This window comes from Maricurvus nonylphenolicus, from assembly GCF_042854845.1.
GTDB classification, from domain to species: domain Bacteria; phylum Pseudomonadota; class Gammaproteobacteria; order Pseudomonadales; family Cellvibrionaceae; genus Maricurvus; species Maricurvus nonylphenolicus.
In genome coordinates, this window is sequence record NZ_AP031498.1 from 5178332 (window position 1) to 5204478 (window position 26147).

21 protein-coding genes and 1 tRNA gene are annotated in these 26147 nt (G+C 53.3%); 10 read left to right on the top strand and 12 right to left on the bottom strand.

Translation table 11 applies throughout. The features are described 5' to 3' along the window. The first annotated feature begins 314 nt into the window (after positions 1-314). Positions 315-758 carry an RNA polymerase-binding protein DksA gene (gene dksA / locus ACGHZ6_RS22415; protein ID WP_390616290.1) on the top strand — a complete coding sequence of 148 codons (444 nt, stop codon included), beginning with the start codon at positions 315-317 and terminating at the stop codon, positions 756-758. Positions 759-815: 57 nt separating this feature from the next. Continuing rightward, entirely contained in the window at positions 816-1727 is a 912-nt protein-coding gene (gluQRS, locus tag ACGHZ6_RS22420) for a tRNA glutamyl-Q(34) synthetase GluQRS (protein ID WP_390616291.1), read from the top strand. Here the strand turns inward: gluQRS and ACGHZ6_RS22425 are convergent. Beyond that, positions 1717-2106 carry an MAPEG family protein gene (locus ACGHZ6_RS22425; protein ID WP_390616292.1) on the bottom strand — a complete coding sequence of 130 codons (390 nt, stop codon included), beginning with the start codon at positions 2104-2106 and terminating at the stop codon, positions 1717-1719. The genes gluQRS and ACGHZ6_RS22425 overlap by 11 nt on opposite strands. A 167-nt stretch (positions 2107-2273) precedes the next feature. Here ACGHZ6_RS22425 and ACGHZ6_RS22430 point away from each other — a divergent pair, with 167 nt between their 5' ends. The 7 genes from ACGHZ6_RS22430 to panB all read left to right on the top strand — a co-directional run bounded on the left by ACGHZ6_RS22430 (position 2274) and on the right by panB (position 11108). Further along, entirely contained in the window at positions 2274-2450 is a 177-nt protein-coding gene (locus ACGHZ6_RS22430) for a hypothetical protein (RefSeq protein ID WP_390616293.1), read from the top strand. Continuing rightward, entirely contained in the window at positions 2447-5425 is a 2979-nt protein-coding gene (locus ACGHZ6_RS22435; protein ID WP_390616294.1) for an ATP-binding protein, read from the top strand. The genes ACGHZ6_RS22430 and ACGHZ6_RS22435 overlap by 4 nt, the downstream gene beginning before the upstream one ends. A gap of 42 nt (positions 5426-5467) precedes the next feature. Next, complete coding sequence (locus tag ACGHZ6_RS22440; protein WP_390616295.1) at positions 5468-6889, top strand: sigma-54-dependent transcriptional regulator; 1422 nt, start codon at positions 5468-5470, stop codon at positions 6887-6889. A gap of 750 nt (positions 6890-7639) precedes the next feature. After that, a complete protein-coding gene (pcnB, locus tag ACGHZ6_RS22445) occupies positions 7640-9001 on the top strand; it encodes a polynucleotide adenylyltransferase PcnB (protein ID WP_390616296.1) in 1362 nt (453 codons plus the stop codon). Continuing rightward, positions 9001-9519 carry a 2-amino-4-hydroxy-6-hydroxymethyldihydropteridine diphosphokinase gene (gene folK, locus ACGHZ6_RS22450; protein WP_390616297.1) on the top strand — a complete coding sequence of 173 codons (519 nt, stop codon included), beginning with the start codon at positions 9001-9003 and terminating at the stop codon, positions 9517-9519. The genes pcnB and folK overlap by 1 nt, the downstream gene beginning before the upstream one ends. A 42-nt stretch (positions 9520-9561) precedes the next feature. Next, positions 9562-10242: a deoxynucleoside kinase gene (locus ACGHZ6_RS22455; protein WP_390616298.1), complete on the top strand. Its 681-nt coding sequence runs from the start codon at positions 9562-9564 to the stop codon at positions 10240-10242. 38 nt (positions 10243-10280) lie between these two features. Next, complete coding sequence (gene panB, locus ACGHZ6_RS22460) at positions 10281-11108, top strand: 3-methyl-2-oxobutanoate hydroxymethyltransferase (RefSeq protein ID WP_390616299.1); 828 nt, start codon at positions 10281-10283, stop codon at positions 11106-11108. Between the two features lie 18 nt (positions 11109-11126). Here the strand turns inward: panB and ACGHZ6_RS22465 are convergent, their stop codons facing one another. From ACGHZ6_RS22465 to ACGHZ6_RS22510, 10 genes are all read right to left on the bottom strand, one after another. Beyond that, a complete protein-coding gene (locus tag ACGHZ6_RS22465) occupies positions 11127-13106 on the bottom strand; it encodes a putative bifunctional diguanylate cyclase/phosphodiesterase (protein WP_390616300.1) in 1980 nt (659 codons plus the stop codon). 149 nt (positions 13107-13255) lie between these two features. After that, complete coding sequence (locus ACGHZ6_RS22470) at positions 13256-14131, bottom strand: SPOR domain-containing protein (RefSeq protein ID WP_390616301.1); 876 nt, start codon at positions 14129-14131, stop codon at positions 13256-13258. 138 nt (positions 14132-14269) lie between these two features. Continuing rightward, positions 14270-16417 carry a polyribonucleotide nucleotidyltransferase gene (gene pnp, locus ACGHZ6_RS22475; protein ID WP_390616302.1) on the bottom strand — a complete coding sequence of 716 codons (2148 nt, stop codon included), beginning with the start codon at positions 16415-16417 and terminating at the stop codon, positions 14270-14272. A 309-nt stretch (positions 16418-16726) separates the two neighbouring features. Further along, positions 16727-16996 (bottom strand): 30S ribosomal protein S15, encoded by a 270-nt coding sequence (gene rpsO / locus ACGHZ6_RS22480; RefSeq protein WP_390616303.1) that lies wholly within the window; start codon positions 16994-16996, stop codon positions 16727-16729. Positions 16997-17125: 129 nt separating this feature from the next. After that, positions 17126-18073 carry a tRNA pseudouridine(55) synthase TruB gene (truB, locus tag ACGHZ6_RS22485; protein WP_390616304.1) on the bottom strand — a complete coding sequence of 316 codons (948 nt, stop codon included), beginning with the start codon at positions 18071-18073 and terminating at the stop codon, positions 17126-17128. A 40-nt stretch (positions 18074-18113) separates the two neighbouring features. Next, positions 18114-18509 (bottom strand): 30S ribosome-binding factor RbfA, encoded by a 396-nt coding sequence (rbfA, locus tag ACGHZ6_RS22490; RefSeq protein ID WP_390616305.1) that lies wholly within the window; start codon positions 18507-18509, stop codon positions 18114-18116. 60 nt (positions 18510-18569) lie between these two features. Beyond that, positions 18570-21200, bottom strand: coding sequence for a translation initiation factor IF-2 (gene infB, locus ACGHZ6_RS22495; RefSeq protein WP_390616306.1), 2631 nt, complete (start codon positions 21198-21200; stop codon positions 18570-18572). A gap of 21 nt (positions 21201-21221) precedes the next feature. Beyond that, on the bottom strand, positions 21222-22724 hold the full coding sequence (gene nusA / locus ACGHZ6_RS22500; RefSeq protein WP_390616307.1) for a transcription termination factor NusA: 1503 nt from the start codon (positions 22722-22724) through the stop codon (positions 21222-21224). Between the two features lie 66 nt (positions 22725-22790). After that, positions 22791-23246 carry a ribosome maturation factor RimP gene (gene rimP / locus ACGHZ6_RS22505; protein WP_390616308.1) on the bottom strand — a complete coding sequence of 152 codons (456 nt, stop codon included), beginning with the start codon at positions 23244-23246 and terminating at the stop codon, positions 22791-22793. Between the two features lie 219 nt (positions 23247-23465). Further along, positions 23466-23542: transfer RNA gene (locus tag ACGHZ6_RS22510), tRNA-Met, on the bottom strand. Positions 23543-23724: 182 nt separating this feature from the next. Between ACGHZ6_RS22510 and ACGHZ6_RS22515 the strand changes: the two genes are divergently transcribed. After that, positions 23725-24306 carry a Crp/Fnr family transcriptional regulator gene (locus ACGHZ6_RS22515; protein ID WP_390616309.1) on the top strand — a complete coding sequence of 194 codons (582 nt, stop codon included), beginning with the start codon at positions 23725-23727 and terminating at the stop codon, positions 24304-24306. Here ACGHZ6_RS22515 and ACGHZ6_RS22520 read toward each other — a convergent pair. Next, positions 24296-26065: an AMP-binding protein gene (locus tag ACGHZ6_RS22520; RefSeq protein ID WP_390616310.1), complete on the bottom strand. Its 1770-nt coding sequence runs from the start codon at positions 26063-26065 to the stop codon at positions 24296-24298. The genes ACGHZ6_RS22515 and ACGHZ6_RS22520 overlap by 11 nt on opposite strands. Positions 26066-26147 lie beyond the last annotated feature (82 nt).

Here is a 26147-nt window from a genome sequence, read left to right on the forward strand (position 1 = left end):
GTGAAGACTTACTTTTATATAACAAGATTACAGGACGCCAGTGTATAAACTGGCACTTAAAGTGCAATCCTTAATGCCTAACAGGGTAAGGATTCAAATAACCGTCACCAAAGTGACCAAAGGTGGTTGACAGCGGGCTGCACAACACGGAGTATCCGCCCCCCGAAGAATAAAGGCATGGGTATCTAGCCGGCGAAAATACTGGCACAGGCTAATGTTATCTGGTAGCTTGCTCGGTCTTATTCAGAACCCCTTGAAATTTGGGGCCACGCCCCCATACAGACACTTTGGAAGTAATAACGAGGCGCAAAAAGATGCCGAAGAGCTCTACTAAGTCCAGCAACCTATCGCTGAGTGAGTTTACCCCTTATAAGGAAAAGAAGGGCGAGGAGTACATGAATGATAAGCAGAAGGAGCACTTCCGTGGCCTACTGCTTAAATGGAAAACCGAGCTTATGGAAGAAGTGGATCGCACCATGTCCCATATGAAGGACGAAGCGGCCAACTTCCCCGATCCCGCTGACCGCGCCAGTCAGGAAGAAGAATTCAGCCTGGAACTGCGCACCCGTGATCGCGAGCGTAAACTGATTAAGAAAATCGACAATACCATGGAGTTACTCGAAACCGATGATTACGGTTACTGCGAGACCTGCGGTGTTGAAATTGGTATTCGTCGTCTGGAAGCACGTCCAACCGCCACCCAGTGCGTAGACTGTAAAACCCTCGACGAAATCAAAGAAAAGCAAGTCACTGGCTAAGCCTGACCACCGCTTTTCCAGGCCCGTTTACCCAAGCGGGCCTTGTTATCCCTTTCCATGCTCTTAACATCTCCCGGCGCATACCGCGGCCGCTTTGCCCCCTCACCGACAGGGCCATTGCATATAGGCTCCCTGGTGACTGCCGTTGCCAGTTTTCTTGATGCCCGCAGCCAACAGGGCACATGGTTAGTGCGCATGGAAGATCTTGACCCTCCCAGAGAACAGCCCGGCGCCGCCGATGCGATTATTCGCAGCCTCGAAGCTCACGGACTGTTTTGGGATGAAGCCCTGGTTTACCAAAGCCAACGCCTGGATAGCTATCACGCACTGGTTCAACAACTACAAAAGCAGGAGCTGGCCTTTCGCTGCAACTGTAGTCGCCAGGTTGTGAAGCAGGCCGGCGGCATCTACCCGGGACACTGTCGCCAGCAGCCACCCGGTGACGATCAAACCTGCGCGGTACGCGTAAAAACCTGCCAGCTGCCTGACGAATTTACCCACAGCTCCAATATCCAATACCGGGATATCTTTCAGGGCAATCAAGCTCAACAGGTGGATAAAGAGGTGGGAGATTTTATTATTCGCCGACGCGACGGTTTAATCGCCTACCAACTGGCTGTCGTCGCCGATGATATTGCACAAAAAATCACCCATGTGATTCGTGGCAGCGATCTACTCGACAATACGCAACGCCAACTTTGGTTGTTTCAATTGCTAAAAGGCAGGGCACCGGAATTTGGCCATATTCCCATTGTGGTGAATGAGCAGGGACAAAAGCTCAGCAAACAAACCTATGCCCCGGCACTGGATGACACTAAAGCCAGTTCCAATCTTGCACAGGCAATGCAATTGCTACATCACCCGTTGCCGACAGAATTACAGGGCGCAACTCCAACAGAGATTCTGCAGTGGGGCATCGAGCACTGGTCGCGCGAGAAGATTCCCCAAACCCTGCAAATTACAGGTTAAGCAATAACCAAACGGATGAGGTCAGCATGCTGATGAACGTCAGCATCATGCCCATCATGCGAAATGGCAGCGGCTTAATAAAACCAGACAACTGCAACCAGTGCGACAAACGTCCAACCAGTAACAGCAGGGCAATGACATGTAACCAGCCGTCAGCCGCGCCCGCCGCCTCAACCATCGCCAACAAAATTAAACCCATGGGCACGTTTTCAACAAAGTTGCCGTGCGCACGCATCCGGCACAACAACTCTTTGTCACCTTCATCACCAAAACTGATGCGGGAATTCATACGGTACAAGCCCACACGCAGGGTAAAAAACACCATCAACACACCAAAAATTGCGGTGTAGAGACCCGTCACTTCAAAGATATTTAACACGTTATCCCACTCCTTATAGGCTCATTAGTTGTCTTGTTATTGTTGCAGGGCCCATCATAACCACGCTACGCCTTACTTGAGTAGCCCTGTACGCCCTAGTACCATGCGTTTTCTAAACAGTTTGCACAATCGCCAAACACAATGTCACCAGCACCGGGACCTCACCTATGCAGAACCAACGCCTGCTGATTTTTTTATTGCTGGGCGCCTATATCTTTTCCCCGTCGCTGCTGACCTGGGTTATTGATCCTGACGGTGCCTGGTATCGCCCGTATTTTATCTGGGTGATACTGATTGTTGCTGCCTTCCTTTTTCAACGTAATCAGCACAAACCCGATCAATGACATTTGAACTTAGCCATATCGCCCTTATTGGCCTGGCCTATCTGTTACTGCTGTTTGGCGTTGCCTATTGCACCGACCGCGGCTTTATTCCAGAACGCATTACCAAACATCCACTAACCTACATTTTATCGCTGGGGATTTTTGCCAGCGCCTGGGCCTTCTACGGCATCATCGACTTGGCATTTCAGTTTGGTTACGGCGCCCTGGCTTATTATCTCGGTACCGGCGCGCTGTTTTTATTTGCCCCTATCGCCATAGCACCACTGATCCAGCTCGCACGGCGCTTCCAGATTGGCTCGCTGGCCGACCTGTTGGTGTTCCGCTATCACAGCCAACCGGCTGGTGGGCTGGTAACCTTCTGCCTAATCCTCGGTTCCCTCCCTCTGATTGCTCTGCAACTGCAGGCGGTGGCCGACACCTTGCGTATTATGACGCTCAACAGCGAAAACGCCCTGCCACTGACCGAGAGCGGATTTACCTTCCGTGAAGTCACCGCTATGGGTTACTGCCTGATCGTTGCCACCTTCACCATTTTGTTTGGCTCCCATCGCGATCAACACCGCGGCCTGATGGTGACCATGGCCTTTGAATCCCTGGTGAAAGTCTTTGCTCTGCTGGCCATCGGACTACTGGCGGTATACGGCGTATTTGGCGGCATGGATGAACTGGATTTGTGGCTGCGCCAGTATCCGGAAAACCTGGAGCTGCTCTACAGCCCAATTCGCGATACCGCTTCCCACACCTTGCTGCTGGTATTTGTCGCCACGGCGGTGGCCATGCCACATATTTTTCATATGAGTGTGGTGGAAAGCCCCATCAAAGACACCTCTTACACGCTAAGCTGGGCCTTCCCGTTGTTTCTGCTGTTTATGGCGCTGCCCATCTTCCCGATCCTTTGGGCGGGTTTTGAGCTGGGCGTGCCACTGCCAGCACAGTATTTCACCCTGGGCATTCCCCTGCAGATGGACTCGGCGGCGTTTTCCATCCTCGCCTTTATCGGCGGTTTATCTGCAGCCTCGGGGGCGATGATTTCCCTCGGTCTGGCATTGAGTACCATGCTGCTCAACCACGCCCTGCTGCCTGCGGCTAACTTCAGTGGCAAGCATGATCTGTATCGTCAGCTGCTGTGGCTGCGCCGCATGCTGATTGCCATTATCTTTGCCGCCGGCTACCTGTTTTATAAGGTCCTCGGTAACAACCACAGCCTCACCGACCTGGCGTTACTGTCGTTTATTCAGGCGCTGCAATTGCTACCCGGTATTTTGGCGGTAGCCTATTGGCCCAGGGGCAATAGCCATGGCCTGATTATTGGTTTGTCAGTGGGTACACTGATCTGGGCCATCGGCCTGCTGTTACCGATGGTGGCGAATATTCACATCATCAGTATTCCCGGCCTGTTCGATATCCCGCTGGGCATCGACTACTGGAACAACGTCACCATTATCTCCCTCAGTCTCAATGTGACCTGTTTTATTTTCTTCTCGGTGTTTATCACCCCCAGTGACGAAGAGCGCTACAGTGCCGAGCTGTGTGCCGAGGACGAACTCAGCCACCCGCTGCGGACCATTCTCGATGTTCACAGCGCCGAGGAATTCGGCGAGCGGTTGAGTGAGAGCTTGGGCGAGCGCAGCGCCACCACCGAGGTACAGCGCGCTCTGCGCGATCTGGGGCTGCCACCCAATGAGCGCCGCCCCTATGCCCTGCGTCAGCTACGCAACAAACTGGAAGCCAACCTCTCGGGCCTGATGGGAACCGCAGTGGCCTCGGAGCTGATCGACCGCCATATTCCCTACCGCCTGCCTGAAGGTCGCGGCAGTGCCGATATCAACCTGATCGAAAACCGCCTGACCCAATACCGCAGCCACCTTACCGGTATGGCCGCCGAGCTTAACAACCTGCGTCTGTACCACCGTAACACCCTGGAAGAACTGCCCATGGCCGTGTGTTCCCTCGGACGCGACCTGGAAGTACTGATGTGGAACCAGGCCATGGCCAATCTCACCGGCATTAGCAGTGAGCAGGTGACCGGCTCTCACCTGGACGATATTCCGGCGCCCTGGCACGAGCTGCTGGGTAACTTCTCGCGCAGCCCCAACGCTCACCTGCACAAGCAGGCCATCGAGCTGGGCGATCGTCAGCACTGGATCAGCCTGCACAAAGCCAATATCGCCGGGCCGGCGGCCTACAGCGCCGACGGCCAGGTGATCCTGCTGGAAGATGTTACCGAGATCCAAATGCTGGAACAGGAGCTGCTGCACAGTGAGCGTCTGGCCTCCGTAGGTCGCCTGGCCGCCGGCGTAGCTCACGAGATCGGCAACCCGGTGACCGGCATTGCCTGCCTGGCCCAAAACCTGAAATACGATACCGAGAACCCCGATACTCTGGAGACTGCCGACCAGATCGTCTCACAAACCGACCGCATCAGCCGCATCGTACAGTCACTGGTGAGCTTCTCCCATGCCGGCACCCATGACGCCAAAGAGGCCAACCTGCTTGAGCATGTATCCCTGAAAAACTGTGCCGACGAGGCCATTTCCCTGTTGTCACTGCAGAAGGATAAAACCGAGGTTAACTACGTAAACCGCCTGGGCGAAGAGCTCGAGCTGCGCGCCGATTCCCAGCGCCTGATTCAGGTGTTTGTTAACCTGCTATCCAATGCCCGCGACGCCAGCCCGATGGGCAGCGATATTGATGTCTCCGGTTACGCTCACGGTCAGTGGATTACCTTCTCTGTAACCGACAATGGCAGTGGCATTCCCGTCGAGCACCAGGAACAGGTTTTGGAGCCCTTCTTTACCTCCAAGGAACCTGGAGAGGGAACCGGATTGGGGCTGGCAATGGTTTATAGCATCGTTGAGGACCATGATGGCGAGCTGGATATCGAAAGCCCGATACACTTGGATCCCCAAACTGGGGCACAAACTGGCACCAGAATTACCATCAAATTACCCCGCCAACTTGAAAAGTCAGCGTAGTAAGGTAACACTAACGCAGTTCATGACAGATAAAGTGCCACTATGAGTAACATTCTAGTCGTCGAAGACGAGATTATTATCCGCACCGCGCTACGTAAGTTATTGGAACGTAACAAGTTTTCCGTAAGCGAGGCGGCCTCTGTGAAGGAGGCAACAGGGAAACACGACCTTTCCAGCTACGACCTTATTATCAGTGACCTGCGCCTTCCCGGTGCACCAGGCACCGATTTGATCGGTGCCGCCGGCGATGTGCCCGTGCTGATTATGACCAGCTACGCCAGTCTGCGCTCTGCGGTTGACTCCATGCGTATGGGAGCGGTGGATTATATCGCCAAACCGTTTGACCACGACGAGATGGTCACCGCTGTTAAACGTGTCCTGTCCAAGGCCACCCGTGCGGCCAAGCAACCAAAAAGCAAGACCTCCAGCCATGCCATCAGCGGCATGATTGGTAGCAGTAACGTGATGAAGACCTTGTACAACAATATCCACAAGGTCGCCCCCACCACCGCCACTGTGCTGGTACACGGTGAAACCGGTACGGGTAAAGAGCTGGTGGCGCGCGCCATTCACGATGAAAGCCCACGCGCCGGCAAGCCGTTAATTTCGGTCAACTGTGCTGCGATTCCGGAAACCCTGATCGAATCCGAACTGTTCGGCCATGAAAAGGGCGCCTTTACCGGTGCAGCCAGCACCCGTGAGGGCCTGGTCGCCGCCGCCGATGGCGGCACCCTGTTCCTCGATGAAATCGGTGAGCTGCCGCTGGAAGCCCAGGCCCGCCTGTTGCGGGTACTGCAGGAAGGCGAAGTGCGCCCGATTGGCTCGGTAGAGTCCCACAAGGTCGATGTCCGCCTGATTGCGGCCACCCACCGGGATCTGCGCAAGCTGGCCCAGGAAGGCCGCTTCCGGGAAGACCTCTATTACCGTATCAATGTAGTACAGCTCACCCTGCCACCACTGCGTGATCGCGGCCGCGATATTCTGACCCTGGCCGAGCACCTGTTACAGCGTTTCTGTACCGAGATGGACAAGCCCACCCTGAGCCTGTCACCGGAAACCATTCAGGCTGTTACCACCTACACCTGGCCCGGTAACGTGCGTGAGCTGGAAAACGCCATCCAGCGTGCAGTGATTCTCTGTGAAGACGAACATGAGATCAGCCACGATCTGCTGGCCATTGACCTGGACCTGGTAAAAGTCGCCGATGATGAGCCCAGCATGCCTTATGCAGCCGCGGCAGCCATGGTCAGCAAGGCACCACCACCGTCGATACCGCCTCAGCCGGTTAACGAGCCCAATGAAGATCTGTCTCTGGAAGACTACTTCCAACGTTTCGTACTGGAACACCAGGACACCATGAGCGAGACCGAACTGGCCCGTAAGCTTGGGGTTAGCCGCAAGTGCCTGTGGGAGCGCCGTCAGCGCCTCGGTATTCCACGTAAAAAGACCTCAACGGCCAAATAGATCCTGCCCGCCTTTCGATACTGGCCCCCGTGGCCAGTATCAGCGCCTTTTCCAGCCCTCGCCCTGTTACCTGTGCTCCCAATCGCTGTTACCCAGCCCCCCACATTACGAGTGTTACCCACCCCCTAACGATGTAACAGGATCCGGGATAATAAGTAACGCCTGCTCATAACCAATCCAAATAAACAGACCCGTAAAGTTTTGTAAGCTTTTGTTTTTATTATGTTTTTCAAAGTTGGCACAGCTAATGCTTTATAGGCAAGCATAATAACAACAACAAATAATAAAAATAAATTAGCTACACCAATAATAAAAACAATAAATAATAATAAGAGCTTAAAAAGCGCTAATTACAATAAAAACAATAAATAATAATAAGAAAAGCAATAACAATTGAATAATAAAAAGGTACCTACTTTACCTTTCAATTTAATAAGAAAGGACAGTAAAAAAGTACTGTATAAAACTGACTACAAAAACTTGGAGAGGGTTTGCCGAAAAGCAAATATTGTGTAGCAAGGAAGCAAAGTATTTATGCGATAAAGCAAAAATAATAAGCATTTCAACGGGAAGGCCATTGGCCTTCCCGTTTTGCTATCTGGCCCGCAACAATTTCCCTCCCCTGCCTATACCACCCATTGCTCATCTAACGTGTTACACTGCGCCCCTCGTTAAATCCGCCCTCTGGTTCTACCCTCTGGGGGCCGTCCGGCGTTGGCGCCAAACCGTATAGCAAATTGCAGTAACACTATGATCCGAAGACTGTTAAATATCTTCCGCAACAACCCCACTAAGGGCGGTGCGCGGATCATTCCCCGTGATAGACACAATATCTCGCGCAAGCTGATCAGTCGCAGCGCGCTAAAGGTGATGAAACGCCTGGAAGAGGCCAACCACGAAGCCTATCTGGTGGGCGGCGGCGTACGCGACCTGTTACTGGGTGGTCGCCCCAAGGATTTTGATGTTGCCACCTCGGCAACCCCTGAGCAGGTTAAGCACTTATTCCGCGGTGCCCGCATTATTGGCCGTCGCTTCCGCATTGTGCACGTGCGCTTCGGCCGTGAAATCATCGAGGTAACCACCTTCCGTGGCCAACACGATGACAACAGTAACCGCAAACACGCCGCCCGCTCCGATCAAGGCATGCTGCTGCGTGATAATGTGTACGGCGATGTACGCTCCGACGCCCTGCGTCGCGACTTTACCGTCAATGCCCTGTATTACACGGCGAGCGATTTCTCAGTACATGACTACACCCGCGGTATGGAAGATATCGTTCACCGCAAGGTCCGCATGATCGGCGAGCCCAAGGCCCGTTACCAGGAAGACCCGGTGCGTATGCTGCGCGCCGTGCGCTTTGCCGCCAAGCTCGATTTTGACATTGAACCAGCCACTGCCAAGCCGATCCGCCCGATGGCAGATCTGCTGCGTAATATTCCCGCCGCCCGCCTGTTTGATGAAACCCTCAAGCTGTTTATGGCCGGTTACGCCGCTCGCACCCTGGAGCTGCTGCATGAATACGACCTACTGGGACATCTGATTCCCGCAGCTGCGGCAGCGCTGGATAGCGATGATCAGATCGGCAAGCAACTGATTATCCAGGCGATGCACAATACTGATCACCGCATCCACAGTAACAAGCGGGTAACACCGGCATTTATTTTTGCTGCCCTGCTGTGGCCAGTAATGACCCGCGAGCAGGCACGCCTGCAAGCCAAGGGTGAGCATCCGATAAAAGCCCATCAGACCGCCGCCCAGAATATTATCAGCGCCCAGCTCAGCCACACCGCGATTCCCAAGCGCTTCCTGCAGACCACCCGTGAAATATGGGACCTGCAAGGCCGCCTGCCTCGTCGTCAGGGCAAAAAGGCCGAGCGCGTATTTGAACACCCGCGCTTCCGCGCCGCTTATGATTTTGTCCTGCTGCGTGAACAGGCCGGTGAGAACCTCGGTGGTCTCGGTGATTGGTGGACTCGCTATCAAGAGGTCTCCTTCGAGGAGCGCGAAGCCATGGTCAATCAGCTGCAGGAACCGCGTGGCAAGAAACCGCGCCGTCGCCGCCGCCGTAAACCGACCTCCACCAAAACCAGTCATCAAACCGACGCCGAATAATGCCCGCGCTTGACGCCTATATTGGCCTGGGCAGCAACCTGGATAATCCTCTGCTGCAGGTGGAAACAGCCGTAAAAGCCCTGCAACAGCTACCGGCGACAGACCTCATTGCCGTCTCGCCCTGGTACCAAAGCCAGGCGGTCCTGTCCGAAGAGCTTATTGAGGCTGGCCACAGTGCAGAGGAGCACCCGGACTATATCAACGGTGTCGCCCGTCTTCGCACTAGCCTCGATGCCCATGTGCTGCTCGATCAGCTGCAAGCCATTGAGCTGACCCAGGGCCGCGAGCGCAATATTCGCTGGGATGCCCGCACACTGGATCTCGATCTGCTGCTGTATGGCGATCAAAATATCAACAGCGCCCGCTTGCAGGTACCTCATCCCTATTTGGCTGAGCGCAACTTTGTCCTCTACCCGCTGGCGGACCTGAAAGCGGATTTAGTGCTTCCCATGGGCCCATCACTTGCGTCATTATTAGCACGCAGTAACCGCGACGGGCTCAACCAGCTCTCTTCTTAAGAGCAGCGATAGCCCATCGACAAAAGGATTCAGGAGTCTTGTGTGACCGACGGCTTTGATTTACAACTGGACCTGCAGGGCAAAAAACTGCCCCACTATATTGCCGTAGAAGGCCCCATCGGGGTGGGCAAAACCACCCTGGCCAAACACCTGGCCACGACCTTTAACTATGATGTTTTGCTCGAACAGGCGGTAGAAAACCCGTTTCTGGAACGCTTTTACACGGACCCAAAAGCCAACGCCCTGTCGACGCAGTTATTTTTCCTGCTGCAGCGCGCCAAACAAATCCAGTCCCTGCGCCAGGACGATATCTTTACCCCTGTACGGGTGGCCGACTTTCTGATCGATAAAGATCAGCTGTTTGCCCAGGTCACCCTCGACGATGACGAACTGAATATATACCAACAGGTTTACAATCAATTGACCATCGATGCACCGCGCCCGGATTTGGTGATTTATCTACAGGCGCCTGTCGATGTGCTGCACGACCGTATTCGCCAGCGCGGCGTAAAATCCGAGCAGGGTATTTCCGATGAATACCTCAGCGTACTTAACGATGCCTATATGCGCTTTTTCCACTACTATGATGATGCGCCGTTATTGATTGTAAACGCTGCCGAACTGGATCTAGTCAACAATGCCGACCACTATCAGCAACTGGTAGAACGTATGCTGAAAACCACCCGTGGTCGCCACTACTACAACCCGACACCCACACTGTAAGTGTCGCCTCCGATCAAGACAACGCGAGTTTAAATGCTATGCCTTACGGAACCATCACCGCCGATAGCGGTTTGACCAAACCCATTACCATTAACACCCTGCGCAAAATGAAAGCCGAAGGGGAAAAATTTATTACCGTCGCCCTCTACGATGCCCCTATGGCAGCGATGGCGCAGAAAACCGGCGTGGAAGTCCTGCTGGTCGGCGACAGCCTCGGCATGACGGTACTGGGTTATGACAGCACCATTCCCGTCACCATGGAACAGATGATCTATCACGTTGAAGCAGTGCGCCGCGGTAACAACAAATCCCTGATCATGGGCGACATGCCGTTTATGACCTACGCCACCCCCGAGCAGGCCATGACCAATGCTACGCGCATTATGCAGGCTGGCGCCCATATGGTGAAAATCGAGGGCGGTGAATGGCTGGTAGACACCGTGAAGATGTTAGGCGATCGCGGCATCCCGGTATGTGCACACCTGGGACTGACACCACAATCGGTAAACAAGTTTGGCGGCTTCCGCGTCCAGGGCCGTAACGATGAACAGGCCGAGCAGATTTTTAACGATGCCTTGGCGCTCGATAAAGCCGGTGCCGATTTATTGGTACTGGAGTGTGTGCCTGTAGCCCTGGCCAAGCGCATTACCGACGCGGTATCCATGCCGGTGATTGGCATTGGCGCTGGTCGTGACACCGATGCGCAGGTACTGGTGATTAATGATATTCTCGGCCTGACTGAACAGCCGCCGAAGTTTTCGAAAAACTTTTTGGTGGAAGCGGAAGATATCCCCGGTGCACTGCGCAAATATGCCGCCGATGTTAAGTCCGGCATCTTCCCCTCTGACGAGCACAACTTTGGTTAAGAGCTCTGGGGTTAAGAGCTAGCCTGCCTCGGCAATAGCCGGCTGCATCAGCAGTTCGGCTTCGCGGCTAGCAACCGGGCGACTAAACAGGTAGCCCTGTCCCACATGAATGCCCATACGACGCAGCAATTCCAGTTGCGTCTCGCTTTCGATACCCTCAGCCACCAATTGAATATCCATGCCCGCCGCCAGTGTCGTGAGCGCATTTACCACCGCCTGCTTGTTAACATCCTCTTCCAGATTACAAACAAAACTGCGATCAATTTTAATTTGTTGCGGCTGCAGGCTAACCATATAACCCAGATTGGAATAACCCACCCCAAAGTCATCCACACTCAATTTAAAACCAAACTCGCGCAAGCGATTTAGCGTTGGGTGCTGGCCCTGGACAAAATTCGATTCGGTTAATTCCAGCTCCACTCGCTGCGGTGGAATACCATAACGCTGGCACAGTTGCTTGATATAGTAAGGTAATTTCTCATCGTCCAGCTGCAGTGGCGAGAGATTTATCGCCATGCTTAACTCCAGCTGTCCCTTATCACGCCACTGCGCCAATTGTTTGATGGCCTTTAACAACACCAGATAACCCAAGGGTTTAATCAAGCCGGTTTCTTCGGCCAGCGGAATAAATACCACAGGTGACTGCAGGGTTTTATCTACCCCCTGCAAACGTGACAGCGCCTCAAAGCCAACAATACGTCGTGACTGTAAACACACCTTGGGCTGATAAATAATCTCCACCGCACTGCGCCCAATTGCATCCTGTAGCGCTTGTACCTGGGCGTGTTTATCCTGAATCTCTTTCGACAGGGCCGGATGATAGTGCTGGATGGCGGTCTCCTGCTGACGGGTTTGCACCGTCGCGATATCCGCCGCCTGCAACAACTCATTGACGGTTTTGCCATCGGTTACCGAATAACTGATACCGATATAAGGCCGCAATTCATGGCGGAAGCCCTGAACATTGTAGGCCGCCGATAACTCCTGCATCAGCCGATAGCCAAAGTCGTCGACTTCTTTGACCTGCCGTTCCGGTAACAGCAATAAGAAATCTGTGCCGATTGAACGCGCCGCCAGCGCTCTTTCGGGCAAGAGTTTCAGCAAACGCTCAGCAATTGCCTGCAACAAACTTTCAGCAATCGAGTGACCGTGAATTTTGGCGGTATGCTTGAGGTTGGAAATACTGATATGAACAATGTAAAAAGGCCGACCACGGGACAGCTTTTTTTCAGCCTGCTCGATAAAACTGTTGCGGTTATTGAGACGAGTTAAATAATCGTGATCCAACAGCCAGTTGATATGTGCCTGATCCTGCACCTGACGCTGAAACCAACGCCTGACCAAACCACCACTCAATACCACAAAGCCCCCGGTCACCATCAACAGCGCCAGACAGATCCAGACCATGGAACGCCAGGCATTTTGCTGTAGCGCCAGGGATTGATCGATCGCATCGCGACTGATCATATTCATTAAATCGTTAATCAGGAACGTCGGCGTATCTTCAATATTTTTTACATGATTATCGGCACTTAAATAATCATGCTGCGACTGCCAGTAAATATTGCGCGCTTCCTGATAGGCCACCCGCAACACTTCCAGTGAGTAAATAATCTCGCGCACCTGCTCATTGGTTTCCGGCTGATTAACCCACACCAGCAGCTGCTGACCCAATTCGAAGGTTTTGGTTTCCTGCTGTTTGAAGTTTTGCCACAGCAGCGATTCATCGACACTCTCGGAATACAACAAATAGGTATTCCAGGCCTGAACCTGATTTTCCAGCGAACTATTAAGCTCACTCAACAGCTTGCTGTGCTCCAGACGCTGCTCCAGCAGATCGTGCTGGGCATCGAGATGACTGGTACTCCAAAACATCGAACCAATAGCCAGCGCCAATGGCAGCAAGGGCCCTAGAATAACCAACCAGAAATACGCACTCTGCCCCTGCATCTTTTGGGTATGCACTTTTTGGCGCTGAGATGTGGAGGTTTTTGACATGGAGCCACAACATAAATGAAAAGCAGAGTTGTAGACCGCAATATAGAAATCAAATATGAAAGTTTAGTGACAACAAAGAAAGAAAAATGTCATAAAAAAGTGGAAGCATCAAACTTAATGAAAAGTGTGACAAAAAGCGCTATCCAGGTTTATTGAACACCGGGTAATTGCGGCAGATACTGCTGCGTGGCCGCATTGATGTCACAGCCCTGACGGCCGCCACAGCGAGAGTCACCATAGGCCTGCTGACGTGATTGTTCGATCCGGGCAGCCAAGGCATCACAGGCACTGAAAGTCACATTGCGCAACTTCACCACATAAGCACCCAACTTATCGAGCAACGGATAATCTTTAAGATGCCCTTTGGCATCGGCAAAATTCTCGTACAGGCCGTAATAGACCGCAAAAATACCATTATCCTTCTGGCGACACTGTAGAGGTATGGCGCCGTGCTTTTTGGCGAAACGCTGGCCAAAGCTGGCAAACTTAAATGCACCTATCTGAATGCTGTACACCAGATCGTACTGGCTCTCATTCATGTCGCTCTGCTGAGTACCTGAAGCGGGAGCGGGTAGATCCTGCAAACGCGCCTGCGCCAGCCGCAACACGGCGCCGTCCGGCTCCTGCACCAAGCGAATCAGCGGCAACGGCTCGCGCGGGGTAAAGGCAACCAGCATTGGGCTGAAATCGAGCCCCAGCTCCTCGGTCACCGTATCCAGCGCCTGCTGCCCCTCGGGTAGCGCATCAAAGCCCCCCAGATACACCAGGCGACGATTATCGGTTATCTGCACTTCGTGCAGTGACGGGAAGGAAACCTCGGCCAACGCCGCCTGATTGCGGGCATCCACTAATACCTGGACGGCATAGCGCTCACGGGCCAGGGGTTGGCCTGTTTCGCCGATCTGAGCACAGCTGTAGGCCGAGCGGGTACCGCCACTCAGGCAATAGGATTCCACCGCCCACACCTGAACGGTAAATACCATCAACAACGCTATCAACAACGGCTTCAACGACCAGGGGTACATAATTTTCCCGAATCCGCTACAAAGGAGTTTTAATATGAGGCGTTAGTCTAGCACGATCCTGTTGTTGACGAGAAAGCTCAAAAAAAAGGCAAAAAAAAGCCGCGCTAAAAGCGCGGCCTTTTCGACAAGCAGAGTCAATTACTCAGCGTTGCCTTCACCAGCTTCAGCGGCAGGCGCCTCAGCAGGTGCTTCTTCAGCCGGAGCCTCATCACGAGCAGCTTCTTTGATAGACAGCTTGATACGACCGCGCTGATCTACGTCCAGGCACTTAACGCGAACCATCTGACCTTCTTGCAGGTAATCGGTTACGCTGTTAACGCGCTCTTCAGCGATCTGGGAGATGTGTACCAGACCATCTTTGCCAGGCAGGAAGTTAACGAACGCACCGAAATCAACGATACGAACAACCTTACCTTCATAGATGGTGCCGATTTCTGCTTCTGCAGTAATCTCGCCAATTTTGTCCAGCGCAGCGCGCAGGGAGTCACCGGTTTCACCGTAAACCTTAACAGTACCGTCATCGTCGATATCAACAGATGCACCGGTCTCTTCGGTGATGGAGCGAATGGTCGCACCGCCTTTACCGATGATGTCACGGATCTTGTCCGGGTGAACCTTGATCTGCTCGAACTGAGGTGCAGAATCAGAAACGCCTTCGCGAGACTGGTTAATGACCTTGTTCATCTCAGCCAGGATGTGCAGACGTGCGTGCAGGGCCTGCTCCAGGGCGATTTCCATGATCTGCTCGGTGATACCTTCGATCTTGATATCCATTTGCAGAGCGGTAATACCGTTGGCGCTACCAGCAACTTTAAAGTCCATGTCACCCAGGTGGTCTTCATCACCCAGGATGTCGGTCAGTACAGCAAAGCCGTTGTCTTCTTTAACCAGACCCATGGCGATACCGGCAACAGGAGCCTTCAGAGGTACACCAGCGTCCATCAGTGCCAGAGAAGAACCACATACGGAAGCCATGGAGGAAGAACCGTTAGATTCGGTGATCTCACTCACAACACGGATGGAGTACGGGAACTCTTCTTCGGTTGGCAGCATGGCAGCAATACCACGACGGGCCAGACGACCGTGACCAATTTCACGACGGCCAGTACCGCCCATACGGCCAGCTTCACCTACAGAGTATGGAGGGAAGTTGTAGTGCAGCATGAATGGGTCACGACGTGAACCTTCCAGGGCATCGATCATCTGTGCGTCACGGGAAGAACCCAGAGTGGCAACAACGATGGCCTGAGTCTCACCACGGGTGAACAGGGCAGAACCGTGAGTTTTTGGCAGGGTGCCAACTTCAACGTTGATAGGACGAACAGTTTTGGTGTCGCGACCATCGATACGTGGCTCACCGGCAACAACGCTCTGACGAACGGTTTGTTTTTCCAGCTTGCTGAATACGCCTTTCACTTCATCGGCAGACACTTCTTCAGTGGCCAGCTGCTCAGCAGCTTGAGTACGCAGCTCGCCCAGACGGGTGTAACGCTGCATCTTGTCAGTGATTTTGTAGGCTTCTTTAACCTGTGCACCGAAAGCTTCGGCAACGGCAGATTTCAGCGCAGTGTTTTCTGCTTCTGGCTGCCAGTCCCAGGTTGGTTTGGCGGCATCGCGAGCCAGCTCTTCAACTGCCTGAATAACCGTTTGCAGCTCTTGGTGAGCGTACAGAACCGCACCCAGCATAATGTCTTCTGGCAGTTCGTTGGCTTCGGATTCAACCATCAGTACCGCTTCTTTGGTACCGGCAACAACCATGTCCAGCTCAGAAGCTGCAACCGCAGCGTAACCTGGGTTCAGCAGGTAGCCGTCAGCTTCGGTGTAACCTACACGAGCAGCACCAATTGGGCCGCTGAACGGAATACCGGAGATGGCCAGCGCGGCAGACGTACCGATCATGGCAGCGATATCTGGATCAACGTCCTTCTCAGCGGACATCACAGTACACACCACCTGTACTTCGTTCATAAAGCCGTTCGGGAACAGCGGACGAATTGGACGGTCGATCAGACGCGAGGTCAGGGTTTCTTTTTCACTTGGACGGCCTTCACGCTTGAAGAAACCACCCGGGATTTTACCGGCGGCGTAGGCCTTTTCGATGTAATGGACAGACAGCGGGAAGAAATCTTGGCCTTCACGGGTGTCTTTGGCGCCTACCACGGTAACCAGTACCTGGGTATCGCCCATGCTAACGAGAACTGCACCGGTAGCCTGACGCGCAATGCGGCCGGTTTCCAGAGTTACAGTTTGATTGCCGTATTGGAATTTTTTAATGACGGGATTCACGACATTAGTCCTTTTATTTACTTTCTTTCAATTCAACTATTTCTATTTGTTTACACTAACGCAACCTACTTTAGTACATAACCCACTAATCACCTAAGACAGCCATCTAAATAGCCACCCGAGGTGCGGGTCATATACCAGGACACAGGGTTTATCCAAAACCCTACACCCTACAAACCTTTTTACCGACTTGCTAATGCCTTACATTGCCATGTAAGGCGTCTTACCTCTATGCCCCTAACCAGGGGGGAGGCAGTTACGTGCTTTACTAAAAAAAGTGCCCGCTTAGGCGGGCACTGGGTAAAGCTCTTAGCGACGCAGACCTAATTTCTTAATCAGGGTAGCGTAGCGGCTCGCGTCTTTGCCCTTCAGGTAGTCCAGCAGTTTACGACGCTGGTTTACCATGCGGATCAGACCGCGACGAGAGTGGTGATCCTGCTTGTGATCCGAGAAGTGACCTTGCAGCTTGTTGATGTTGAAAGTCAACAGAGCTACTTGTACTTCCGGGGAACCAGTATCGCCCTCGGCTTGTTGGTAGTCTTTTACGATTTCAGCTTTTTCAGCAGCACTCAGTGCCATAATCATATACCTCAATAATATGCAATTAATAAGTCCAGCCAGGCCCGTGCATATTTACAGACCGGCTAGGGTTTTCTGCCTTCCAGAGCCAAGCTCTGGAGAGCGGAATTCTTTCAGTGGTAGCCCGAATTAGGACGCTACCAAGCGTTTCGGGGCCACCCGACCATCGTCAGTGATCTCCCCAACCCCCAGAAAGACGTCATAGTCGCCTTCTTCCAGGAAAACGCGCACCATATCACCTTCATCGCCAATACGGTAGACCTGGGAGTCCATAACCGGCTGCCCCTGGCGAAAATAGTGACCTGTGGCCTCTGGCAGGATGATTTCTGGCAATTCCTGCACCGGTGCCCAAGTGGACAGCAGGTGGTGATCGAGGGTTTCCGCCCTGCCCTCACCGCGTTCGGCTTCCAGCTCAGCCAGGCTAATGCACTCGTCTTCTTTAAACGGCCCCGCCTGAGAGCGGTGCAGTTTGGCCACATGAGCACCACAGCCCAGGGCCTTGCCAATATCCTCAGCGATGGTACGCACATAGGTACCTTTGCTGCAGTGGATATCCAGATCCAACTCCGCGACCTCGCCCGGGCGAAAATCCAGAATATCAATACTGTAGACCGTAACCGGGCGCGCCTCGCGCTCCACCTCAATGCCTTCACGGGCCAGTTTATACAGCGGCGTACCATTGTGCTTCAGGGCCGAATACATCGGCGGCACCTGCATAATATCGCCCACAAACTGCTCTACCGCCTGCTCGACCTGCTCGCGAGTGATGTCCGCTGTGCTTACCTGGTCGAGTAACTCACCGTCGGTATCGCCGGTGGTGGTAAATGCCCCCAGACGATAAGTGGTGCGGTAGCGCTTGTCAGCATCCAGTAAAAACTGGGAAAACTTGGTGGCCTCGCCAAAGCACAGCGGCAATACGCCGGTGGCCAGGGGATCGAGGCTGCCGGTATGACCGGCCTTGGCGGCGAACAACAGACGCTTGGCCTTCTGCAAAGCATCGTTGGACGTCATGCCCGTATCTTTATTTAACAGCAGCACTCCGTCGATGGGCCTGCCGCGTCCGCGTCTTCTTCCCAACGCTTATACCTCTAATATGCTCTTCACAGGCGGCGAAGACTCAGTCTTCGGCATCGTCCTGCTTGTGAGGATGGGCATTATCCTCTGCCACGGCTTTATCAATCAGGCTAGAGAGCGCCTGACCTTTCACCGATGTGGCATCGTAAATAAATTGCAGCCGTGGCGTCACACGAATATCCAGCTCTTTGGCCAGACGTGAACGCAAAAAGCCACTGGCGCCGTTGAGGGCTTCAGCCGCTTCACTGCTCTCTTCATCGGTTTCACAACCAACGAAAGTGACAAACACCTTGGCAAACGCCAGATCGCGCGTGACATCCACCGCATTGATATTGACCATGCCGATACGCGGATCGCGCATTTCGAACTGAATCAATTGTGCCAGGATGCGCTGAATAGCATCAGCAATACGATCTGTGCGAGTAAATTCTCTTGCCATTTATACCTCTTTGGTCAGAACGGAAGCGAGCGGCGCTCGCCCCCATCCTACACACAAGCCTTACAGCTCGCGCGCTACCTCTTTCACGTCAAAGACTTCGATCTGATCGCCGATCTTAACGTCGTAGTTCTTAACACCAATACCACACTCGGTACCGTTACGAACTTCGTTAACGTCATCTTTAAAGCGACGCAGGGATTCCAGCTCGCCTTCGAAGATCACAACGTTGTCACGCAGTACGCGAATAGGCTTGTTGCGGTAAACCACACCTTCGGTAACCATACAGCCAGCTACCTGACCGAACTTCGGAGAGCGGAAAACGTCACGCACATCGGCGATACCAACGATTTCTTCAACACGCTCAGGCTCCAGCATACCGGACAGAGCGCCTTTCACTTCGTCGATCAGCTGATAGATGATGCTGTAGTAACGAATTTCAACAGACTCATCTTCGGCCTGCTTACGGGTACCCGCGCTGGCACGTACGTTAAAGCCGATCACAATGGCACCAGTACTCAGCGCCAGGTTAACGTCGTTTTCAGTAATACCACCGACACCGGCAGACACAACGTTCACCTGAACTTCTTCGTTACCAATTTCCATCAGGGCTGCCTGGATAGCTTCCAGAGAACCACGTACATCGGTCTTCAGTACGACTGGCAATGTTTTCTGTTGGTCTGCACCCATACCAGCAAACATATTTTCCAGTTTGGCAGCCTGCTGACGCTGCTGCTTTTCCTTGCGCTCTTTCTCGGCACGGAACTCGGCAACTTCACGGGCTTTACGCTCGTCAGGTACAACCACAAATTCGTCACCGGCATTCGGGGCAGAGTCCAGACCCAGAATTTCTACCGGGGTAGAAGGACCGGCGTCTTTGGTTTGCTGACCCAGCTCGTTAGTCATCGCACGCATACGACCGAAGCTTTGACCGGCCAGCATAATGTCACCACGCTTAAGATGACCAGCCTGAACCAGAACGGTGGCAACAACACCACGGCCTTTATCAACGCGGGATTCAACAACCACACCGCGAGCCGGTACATCTACAGGTGCTTTCAGCTCCAGCAGTTCGGCTTGCAGGGATACGGCTTCCAGCAGCTCGTCGATACCTTGACCGGTGTGCGCCGATACGTTGATAAACTGCGTATCACCACCCCAGTCTTCAGGGATAACGTCTTTCGCAGCCAGTTCGTTTTTAACACGATCCGGATCAGCGGTTTCTTTATCACACTTGTTCACCGCAACCACGATAGGTACGCCAGCAGCACGGGCGTGCTGAACCGCTTCTTCGGTTTGTGGCATCACACCATCGTCAGCAGCAACAACCAGAATAACCACGTCAGTACACTGGGCACCACGAGCACGCATAGCGGTAAACGCGGCGTGTCCCGGTGTATCCAGGAAGGCGATCTCGCCGTGACCTGTTGGCACACGGTAAGCACCGATATGCTGAGTAATACCACCAGCCTCACCGGAAACCACTTTAGTCTCGCGGATGTAGTCGAGCAGCGAGGTCTTACCGTGGTCAACGTGACCCATAACGGTTACAACCGGTGCGCGACTTTCCATGGTGCCGTCAGCTTCGATCGCTTCTTCCAGCTTTTCTTCAACTTCGTTGGCACTCTTGAGTACAACCTTATGGCCCATCTCTTCAACAACCAGCTGAGCAGTTTCCTGATCCAGCGGCTGATTAATTGTTGCCATTACACCCATCTTCATCAGGTGCTTCATCAATTCACCGGCTTTAACGGTCATCCGTTGAGCAAGGTCGCCTACGGTAATGGACTCAGGCACTTCAACTTCGTGCACAATTTTTCCTGTTGGCCTTTTAAAGCCATGCTTGTTGTTTAGCTTGATAGCCTTCTTGCGCGCCGCTTTCTTGGCAGGCTTATCGTCATCCAGGTCGTCATCGATATTTTTAAGCAAATCAACTTTGCTGGATTTCTTGGGACCGGTTTTAGCCTTCTTAACGGCTTTCTTGCGCGGCGCTTCTTCGGTTTCCGGCTCAGCATCTTCTTCAGCATGATGCTTTTCTTTCTTCTTGCCGTGAGAACCTTTTTCAGCTTCCTGACGTGCTGCCAGCGCTTCGGCTTCTGCACGTAGTTGCTTCTCGTCTTTCTCAGGTTCAGCCGCTTTCTTGGCCTTGGCTTCTTTCGCTTTGGCCGGTGCCTCTTCAGCTGCTTCAGGCTCTGCGGCTACCTCTTGCTCGGCTTCGCGCTGTGCAGCTTCCTCTTCTTCGGCCTTGCGACGCAGAGCCGCCTGACGACGCTCTTCAATGTCATCAACCAGAGGCTGCTTGGCTGGCGCTTCCACCGGAGCCGGTGCCGGTTGCTCGGCAACCACTTCTGGCTCAGGCGCTGCAACCGGTGCTTCTGCCTCTGGCGTTTCTGCCTGATCGCGCTTAACGTAGGTACGCTTTTTACGCACTTCTACGTTAACGGTTTTGCGACCGCTGCCACTGCCGGTTTTCAGCGTGGTGGTAGTCTTGCGCTTCAGGGTAATTTTCTTTGGCGCTTCGGTGCTTTCCCCGTGGCTGGTTTTCAAAAATGCCAGCAGGGTTTGTTTTTCTGCGTCGGACACCGCAGCATCTGCATCGGTGTGCGGCAGGCCAGCCTCGGCCATTTGCTTCAGCAGTCGATCTACTGAGGCACCTACCGATTTGGCGAGTTCGCTAACTGTTACTTCTGCCATGTTGTATTGTTCCTCAGTAAATTACTTCTCTTCCTCTGATGCTTCATCAGCAAACCAGGGCTCACGTGCTTTCATAATCAATGCTGCAGCACGTTCTTCATCCATACCTTCGATGTCCAGCAGCTCGTCTACGGCTTGCTCTGCCAGATCATCCATCGTTACCACACCGCGACTGGCCAACACGAAGGCAAGATGCTTATCCATGCCTTCCATGTTGAGTAAATCTTCTGCAGGTTCGGTATCCAGTTTTTCTTCGCCGGCCAGAGCCTGGGTCAACAGGGCATCCTTGGCACGCGAGCGCAACTCTTCGGCGATGTCTTCATCAAAGCCGTCGATGTTAAGCATTTCTTCCAGTGGTACGTAAGCCACTTCTTCCAGGGTGGTGAAACCTTCTTCAACCAGCACGCCGGCAACGTCTTCATCAACGTCCAGGGCTTCCATAAAGGTTTCCAGGTAGCTACCCGCTTCCTCTTCCTGCTTGGACTGCCACTCGTCGGTGCTCATCACGTTGATGTCCCAACCGGTCAGCTCACAGGCCAGACGTACGTTTTGACCACCGCGACCAATGGACTGGGCCAGGTTGTCTTCATCAACGGCAACGTCCATGGAGTTGGTGTCTTCATCAACCACGATGGATTCGATTTCGGCTGGCGCCATGGCGTTGATGACGAACTGGGCCGGGTTGTCGTCCCACAAAATGATATCAACACGCTCACCGCCCAACTCGTTGGATACGGCCTGTACACGTGAACCACGCATACCTACGCAAGCACCTACCGGATCGATACGACCATCATTGGTAGTTACCGCAATCTTGGCGCGAGAACCGGGATCACGGGCAGCGCCTTTCAGCTCAATCACCTGCTCGGAAATTTCCGGTACTTCAATCTTAAACAGTTCGATCAACATCTCTGGGCAAGAACGGCTCAGATACAGTTGCGGGCCACGCTGCTCGGTGCGCACATCCAACAGCAGGGTACGAACACGATCGCCCATGCGGAATACTTCGCGACCAACCAGTTGATCGCGAGGCAGCAGACCTTCAGCATTGTTGCCCAGATCCACAATAATATTGTCGCGAGTCACTTTCTTTACAGTGCCGCTGATCAGCTCGCCAACACGGTGACGGTAAGCTTCAACGATTTGTGCACGCTCGGCTTCGCGAACTTTTTGTACGATAACCTGCTTGGCAGTTTGCGCGGCGATACGACCAAAACCGACGTTTTCTACCTGCTCTTCGTAGACATCACCCACCTGCAGGCTTTCGTCTTTTTCATGAGCTTCTTCAGTAGTGAACTCGGTACCCAGAATGGCCATCACGTCATCGGCGACAACGGTCCAGCGACGGTAGGTTTCGTAGTCACCGCTCTTGCGGTCAATCACAACACGAATGTCGGATTCTTCTTCGTAACGCTTCTTGGTCGCTGTTGCCAACGCCAGTTCAATCGCTTCAAAGATAATGTCGCGATCAACACCTTTTTCGTTGGAAACCGCATCGGCTACCAGCAAAATTTCTTTGTTCATGCACGTGCCTCGTTTACCCGAACTTTCATTGCTCAGCAGAGCCAATGAATAATCCCTAAATGCCCCCTAGAAACGGGGAATAATGTTGGCTTTCTCAATTAACTCAAGTGGCAACAGATATTCGTTATCATCCACCACAACCAAAACGTCATCGTCTTCGACGCCGTTTAAGAGTCCTGTAAATTTGCGACGCCCTTCAAAGGCCGAACGCAATTTAATGCTTACCTGCTCGCCGGTGTAGGCGGCAAATTGTTCCAGCGTGTATAACGGACGATCCATACCTGGTGAAGACACCTCCAGGCTGTACTCACCGGCAATAGGATCTTCTACATCCATCACACTGCTCACCTGGCGACTGACTTTTTCACAGTCTTCCAGATTCACGCCGCCTTCTTTATCAATATACAAACGTACCGTTGAGTGACGGCCCTGGGAAAAATATTCCAAACCCCAGAGTTGGCATTCCATGGATTCCACCACGGGTTCCAACAGCTCTTTTAACTGGTCATGCTTCGATGCCATGAGCCTACCTCTTTAAAAATCTCAAAAACGCTTGAATACTTTTGGGCAAACGCCAGAAACAAAAAATGGGCCCAAGGCCCATCCTACGACTTCAGCTGCAGGCCCTGCAGCTTACTACCACGCCCTGACGGCGCTTTTTCCACATACAAAAAGACCCCTAAAAAGGGGCCTCTCTGAATCAGCGTGCTGATTATTATAGCATCAACATGCTTTCGAATTTGGTAGCGGGGGCTGGATTTGAACCAACGACCTTCGGGTTATGAGCCCGACGAGCTACCAGGCTGCTCCACCCCGCAATTCCAACTCAGTGAGGCCTCAACCCCAACCGAGGACGCGAATTATAGGGATGCCCCCTGCCCGGGTCAAGCTAAAATATGGGTAAATTACAGTTATTTTTCAACCACTTGCGCAGACCATTGCAAATCCCTATCAGCACCTACACACTGACAGGGCAAACCCGGAAGTTGGCCCCCCAGAAATGATTGACTCTCAACGCATCAACCGCTTTCTCGACCACTACCAGATAGATGATCCGGACCTGCTCAGTGCCTGGCTCGGACAATCTTCTATTATCCAGGCCGAACGTGATCAGGTGCTGCTGCAAACTGGCGCCGAGCAAACCCATCTGTTTGTGATTCTCAGCGGCCTGATTCGCTACTACTACACCAGCCCCAACGGTAAGGAATGGAACCGGGTGTTTTTTCGAGAGCAGCAGATTATTGGTTCGCTGAGCGCCTTGCTCACCCAAAGCCCCAGCCGCTTTACCATTGCCGCACTGGAAGCCAGTGAACTGATCGCCACACCTATCGACAGTTTTATAAAACTCGGCGATCAATTCCCGCAAATCACACGACTGCAAATACAAGTGACCGAAGAAATGTTTCTACGCAACGAACTGCGTGAAGGCATTCTACTAACGGGCAATACCGAAGAGCGCTATCAGTGGCTTATTGGCAATGAGCCCTGGCTGCTGGAGCGGGTACCGCAATACCAGCTGGCCAGCTACTTAGGCATGGATGCGGTGTCCTTTTCGCGTGTAAAAAGTAAACTTAGCAACTAGCCTCAACCTTGATCGTTAAACCCAGCACACTGGCCAGGCGATCGCAGACGGCCGCCAGATTCTCTGCTGAACCAGCCACTTCCACCTCTATACCCCCGGATGCCAGTACCTGCCCCTTCGCCAACACATCAGCGAAACCCTGATCGGCCAGGCTCTCTGCCACAGCACCTTCAGCGGTAATGGCGCGCAAGCTGGGCTTATGAATTTTGCCCACAGCCGTGACCGGCAACGCCTCCAAAATCACAATACGCTTGGGACAGGCCGGACGCTCGTCAATATGGTCCTGAGCATGATTCATCAATTCATCAACGCTAACAGTCTGATCCGGATGCAACTGCACAAACGCCACCGGCAGTTCACCGGCATAATCATCAGGCCAACCCACCGCAGCCGCCAGGGCCACCGCCGGGTGATCCTCCAGGCAATGCTCTATCATCGCCGGATCGATATTGTGACCACTGCGAATAATCAGATCCTTGGCTCGCCCGGTAATAAAGAGGTTATTGTCGGCATCCAGATGACCTAGATCACCGGTTCGCAGCCAGCCCTCTGCCAATGGATCTTCGTCGTGCCCCAGATAACCGGGAAACACCATGGGCCCACGGACACAGATTTCACCACTATCACCGACGTGCTTCGCACCATCTATCAAGACTTCAACCGGGGCAGAAATGTGCCCGGCACTGCCCGGCACTGTCGGTTTGTCCAGATTAGGCATGGCAATCACACCGGCACACTCGGTCATACCGTAGATAGAATACAGTGATACTCCGGTCACCCGTTCCACATCACCATACAGGCTGGCAGGCACAGGCGCCCCACCACCGACCATAAAGCGCAGACTGCTGATATCGGCATCCCCCACCGGCGTGCCCACCATGGCCGCCACCGAAGTGGGAATACCGCCACTGACACATACTTTATAACGCTCGACCAGCTCCCAGTGTTTGGCAATCACCTGCGGATCGCGAAACCCCAGTGCCGTTGGCAGCACCATATTCGCCGCTGCGGCAATAGCCCCCAGGCCGTTCACCAGTGCGCCGGCAACATGAAACATGGGCAGCCCATTGACCCCGGCATCGCCGGGCTGACTGGCCATGGTATTGATATAGGCGAACGCCGTGCACAACTGATTGGTATGGGTATGCAAGGCCAGCTTGGGCATACCGGTAGTACCGCCGGTATGGAAATAGGCCGCTACATCATCACCAGCAGGCAACCACTCATCAGGTAATTCATCGGCGCTCTGCTCGGCAAGCAAGGCATCAAACTGCGACTCGACTTCACCGCCAACGGCAATCAGACGCGGAGCCTTACCACCATTTTCCGCCAGGGTCGCAGCCACCGACTCGGCCTTTTGCCAAATATCACTAAACGGATTTGGCCCCAGGGCAACAATAACATCGGTTTCCGCCTTGGCCATTAAGCTCGCCAGAGCATCGGCACTCAGCAGCGGGTTTAACGGATTGGCGACCCCCACCGCTTCCGCCGCCCACAGGGCGATATGGTTTTGCGGGATATTGGGCAGCAGGATGGAGACAACACCACGTCGTTCACCACTTTCAGAAAAGGACTGTCGAAACAAACGCGCGGCACGATTCACACTTTGCTGTAACGCCTGGTAGCTGATGGTGACATCCTGCCAGGGATTAACCGAGGTGAGATAGGTTAATGCTGTGCGATCACCGTGCTGATCAGCCGCCCAGTTTAGTAATTCATAAACGTTGGTGGCATCGGTCGCCGAGGTTATTGTTGTCATAAGGACTCCCTTTAATTGTGTTGCTACTCTCTCTTCCTTGAGCTTAATAGCAGCATGCCGGGGGCGCCTTAACATTTACTAA

Coding starts and splice junctions, on each gene's coding strand:
- dksA (WP_390616290.1), top strand. CDS start 315: ATGCCGAAGAGCTCTACTAAGTCCAGCAACCTATCGCTGAGTGAGTTT.
- gluQRS (WP_390616291.1), top strand. CDS start 816: ATGCTCTTAACATCTCCCGGCGCATACCGCGGCCGCTTTGCCCCCTCA.
- ACGHZ6_RS22430 (WP_390616293.1), top strand. CDS start 2,274: ATGCAGAACCAACGCCTGCTGATTTTTTTATTGCTGGGCGCCTATATC.
- ACGHZ6_RS22435 (WP_390616294.1), top strand. CDS start 2,447: ATGACATTTGAACTTAGCCATATCGCCCTTATTGGCCTGGCCTATCTG.
- ACGHZ6_RS22440 (WP_390616295.1), top strand. CDS start 5,468: ATGAGTAACATTCTAGTCGTCGAAGACGAGATTATTATCCGCACCGCG.
- pcnB (WP_390616296.1), top strand. CDS start 7,640: ATGATCCGAAGACTGTTAAATATCTTCCGCAACAACCCCACTAAGGGC.
- folK (WP_390616297.1), top strand. CDS start 9,001: ATGCCCGCGCTTGACGCCTATATTGGCCTGGGCAGCAACCTGGATAAT.
- panB (WP_390616299.1), top strand. CDS start 10,281: ATGCCTTACGGAACCATCACCGCCGATAGCGGTTTGACCAAACCCATT.
- ACGHZ6_RS22465 (WP_390616300.1), bottom strand. CDS start 13,106: ATGTCAAAAACCTCCACATCTCAGCGCCAAAAAGTGCATACCCAAAAG.
- ACGHZ6_RS22470 (WP_390616301.1), bottom strand. CDS start 14,131: ATGTACCCCTGGTCGTTGAAGCCGTTGTTGATAGCGTTGTTGATGGTA.
- rpsO (WP_390616303.1), bottom strand. CDS start 16,996: ATGGCACTGAGTGCTGCTGAAAAAGCTGAAATCGTAAAAGACTACCAA.
- rbfA (WP_390616305.1), bottom strand. CDS start 18,509: ATGGCAAGAGAATTTACTCGCACAGATCGTATTGCTGATGCTATTCAG.
- infB (WP_390616306.1), bottom strand. CDS start 21,200: ATGGCAGAAGTAACAGTTAGCGAACTCGCCAAATCGGTAGGTGCCTCA.
- nusA (WP_390616307.1), bottom strand. CDS start 22,724: ATGAACAAAGAAATTTTGCTGGTAGCCGATGCGGTTTCCAACGAAAAA.
- rimP (WP_390616308.1), bottom strand. CDS start 23,246: ATGGCATCGAAGCATGACCAGTTAAAAGAGCTGTTGGAACCCGTGGTG.
- ACGHZ6_RS22515 (WP_390616309.1), top strand. CDS start 23,725: ATGATTGACTCTCAACGCATCAACCGCTTTCTCGACCACTACCAGATA.
- ACGHZ6_RS22520 (WP_390616310.1), bottom strand. CDS start 26,065: ATGACAACAATAACCTCGGCGACCGATGCCACCAACGTTTATGAATTA.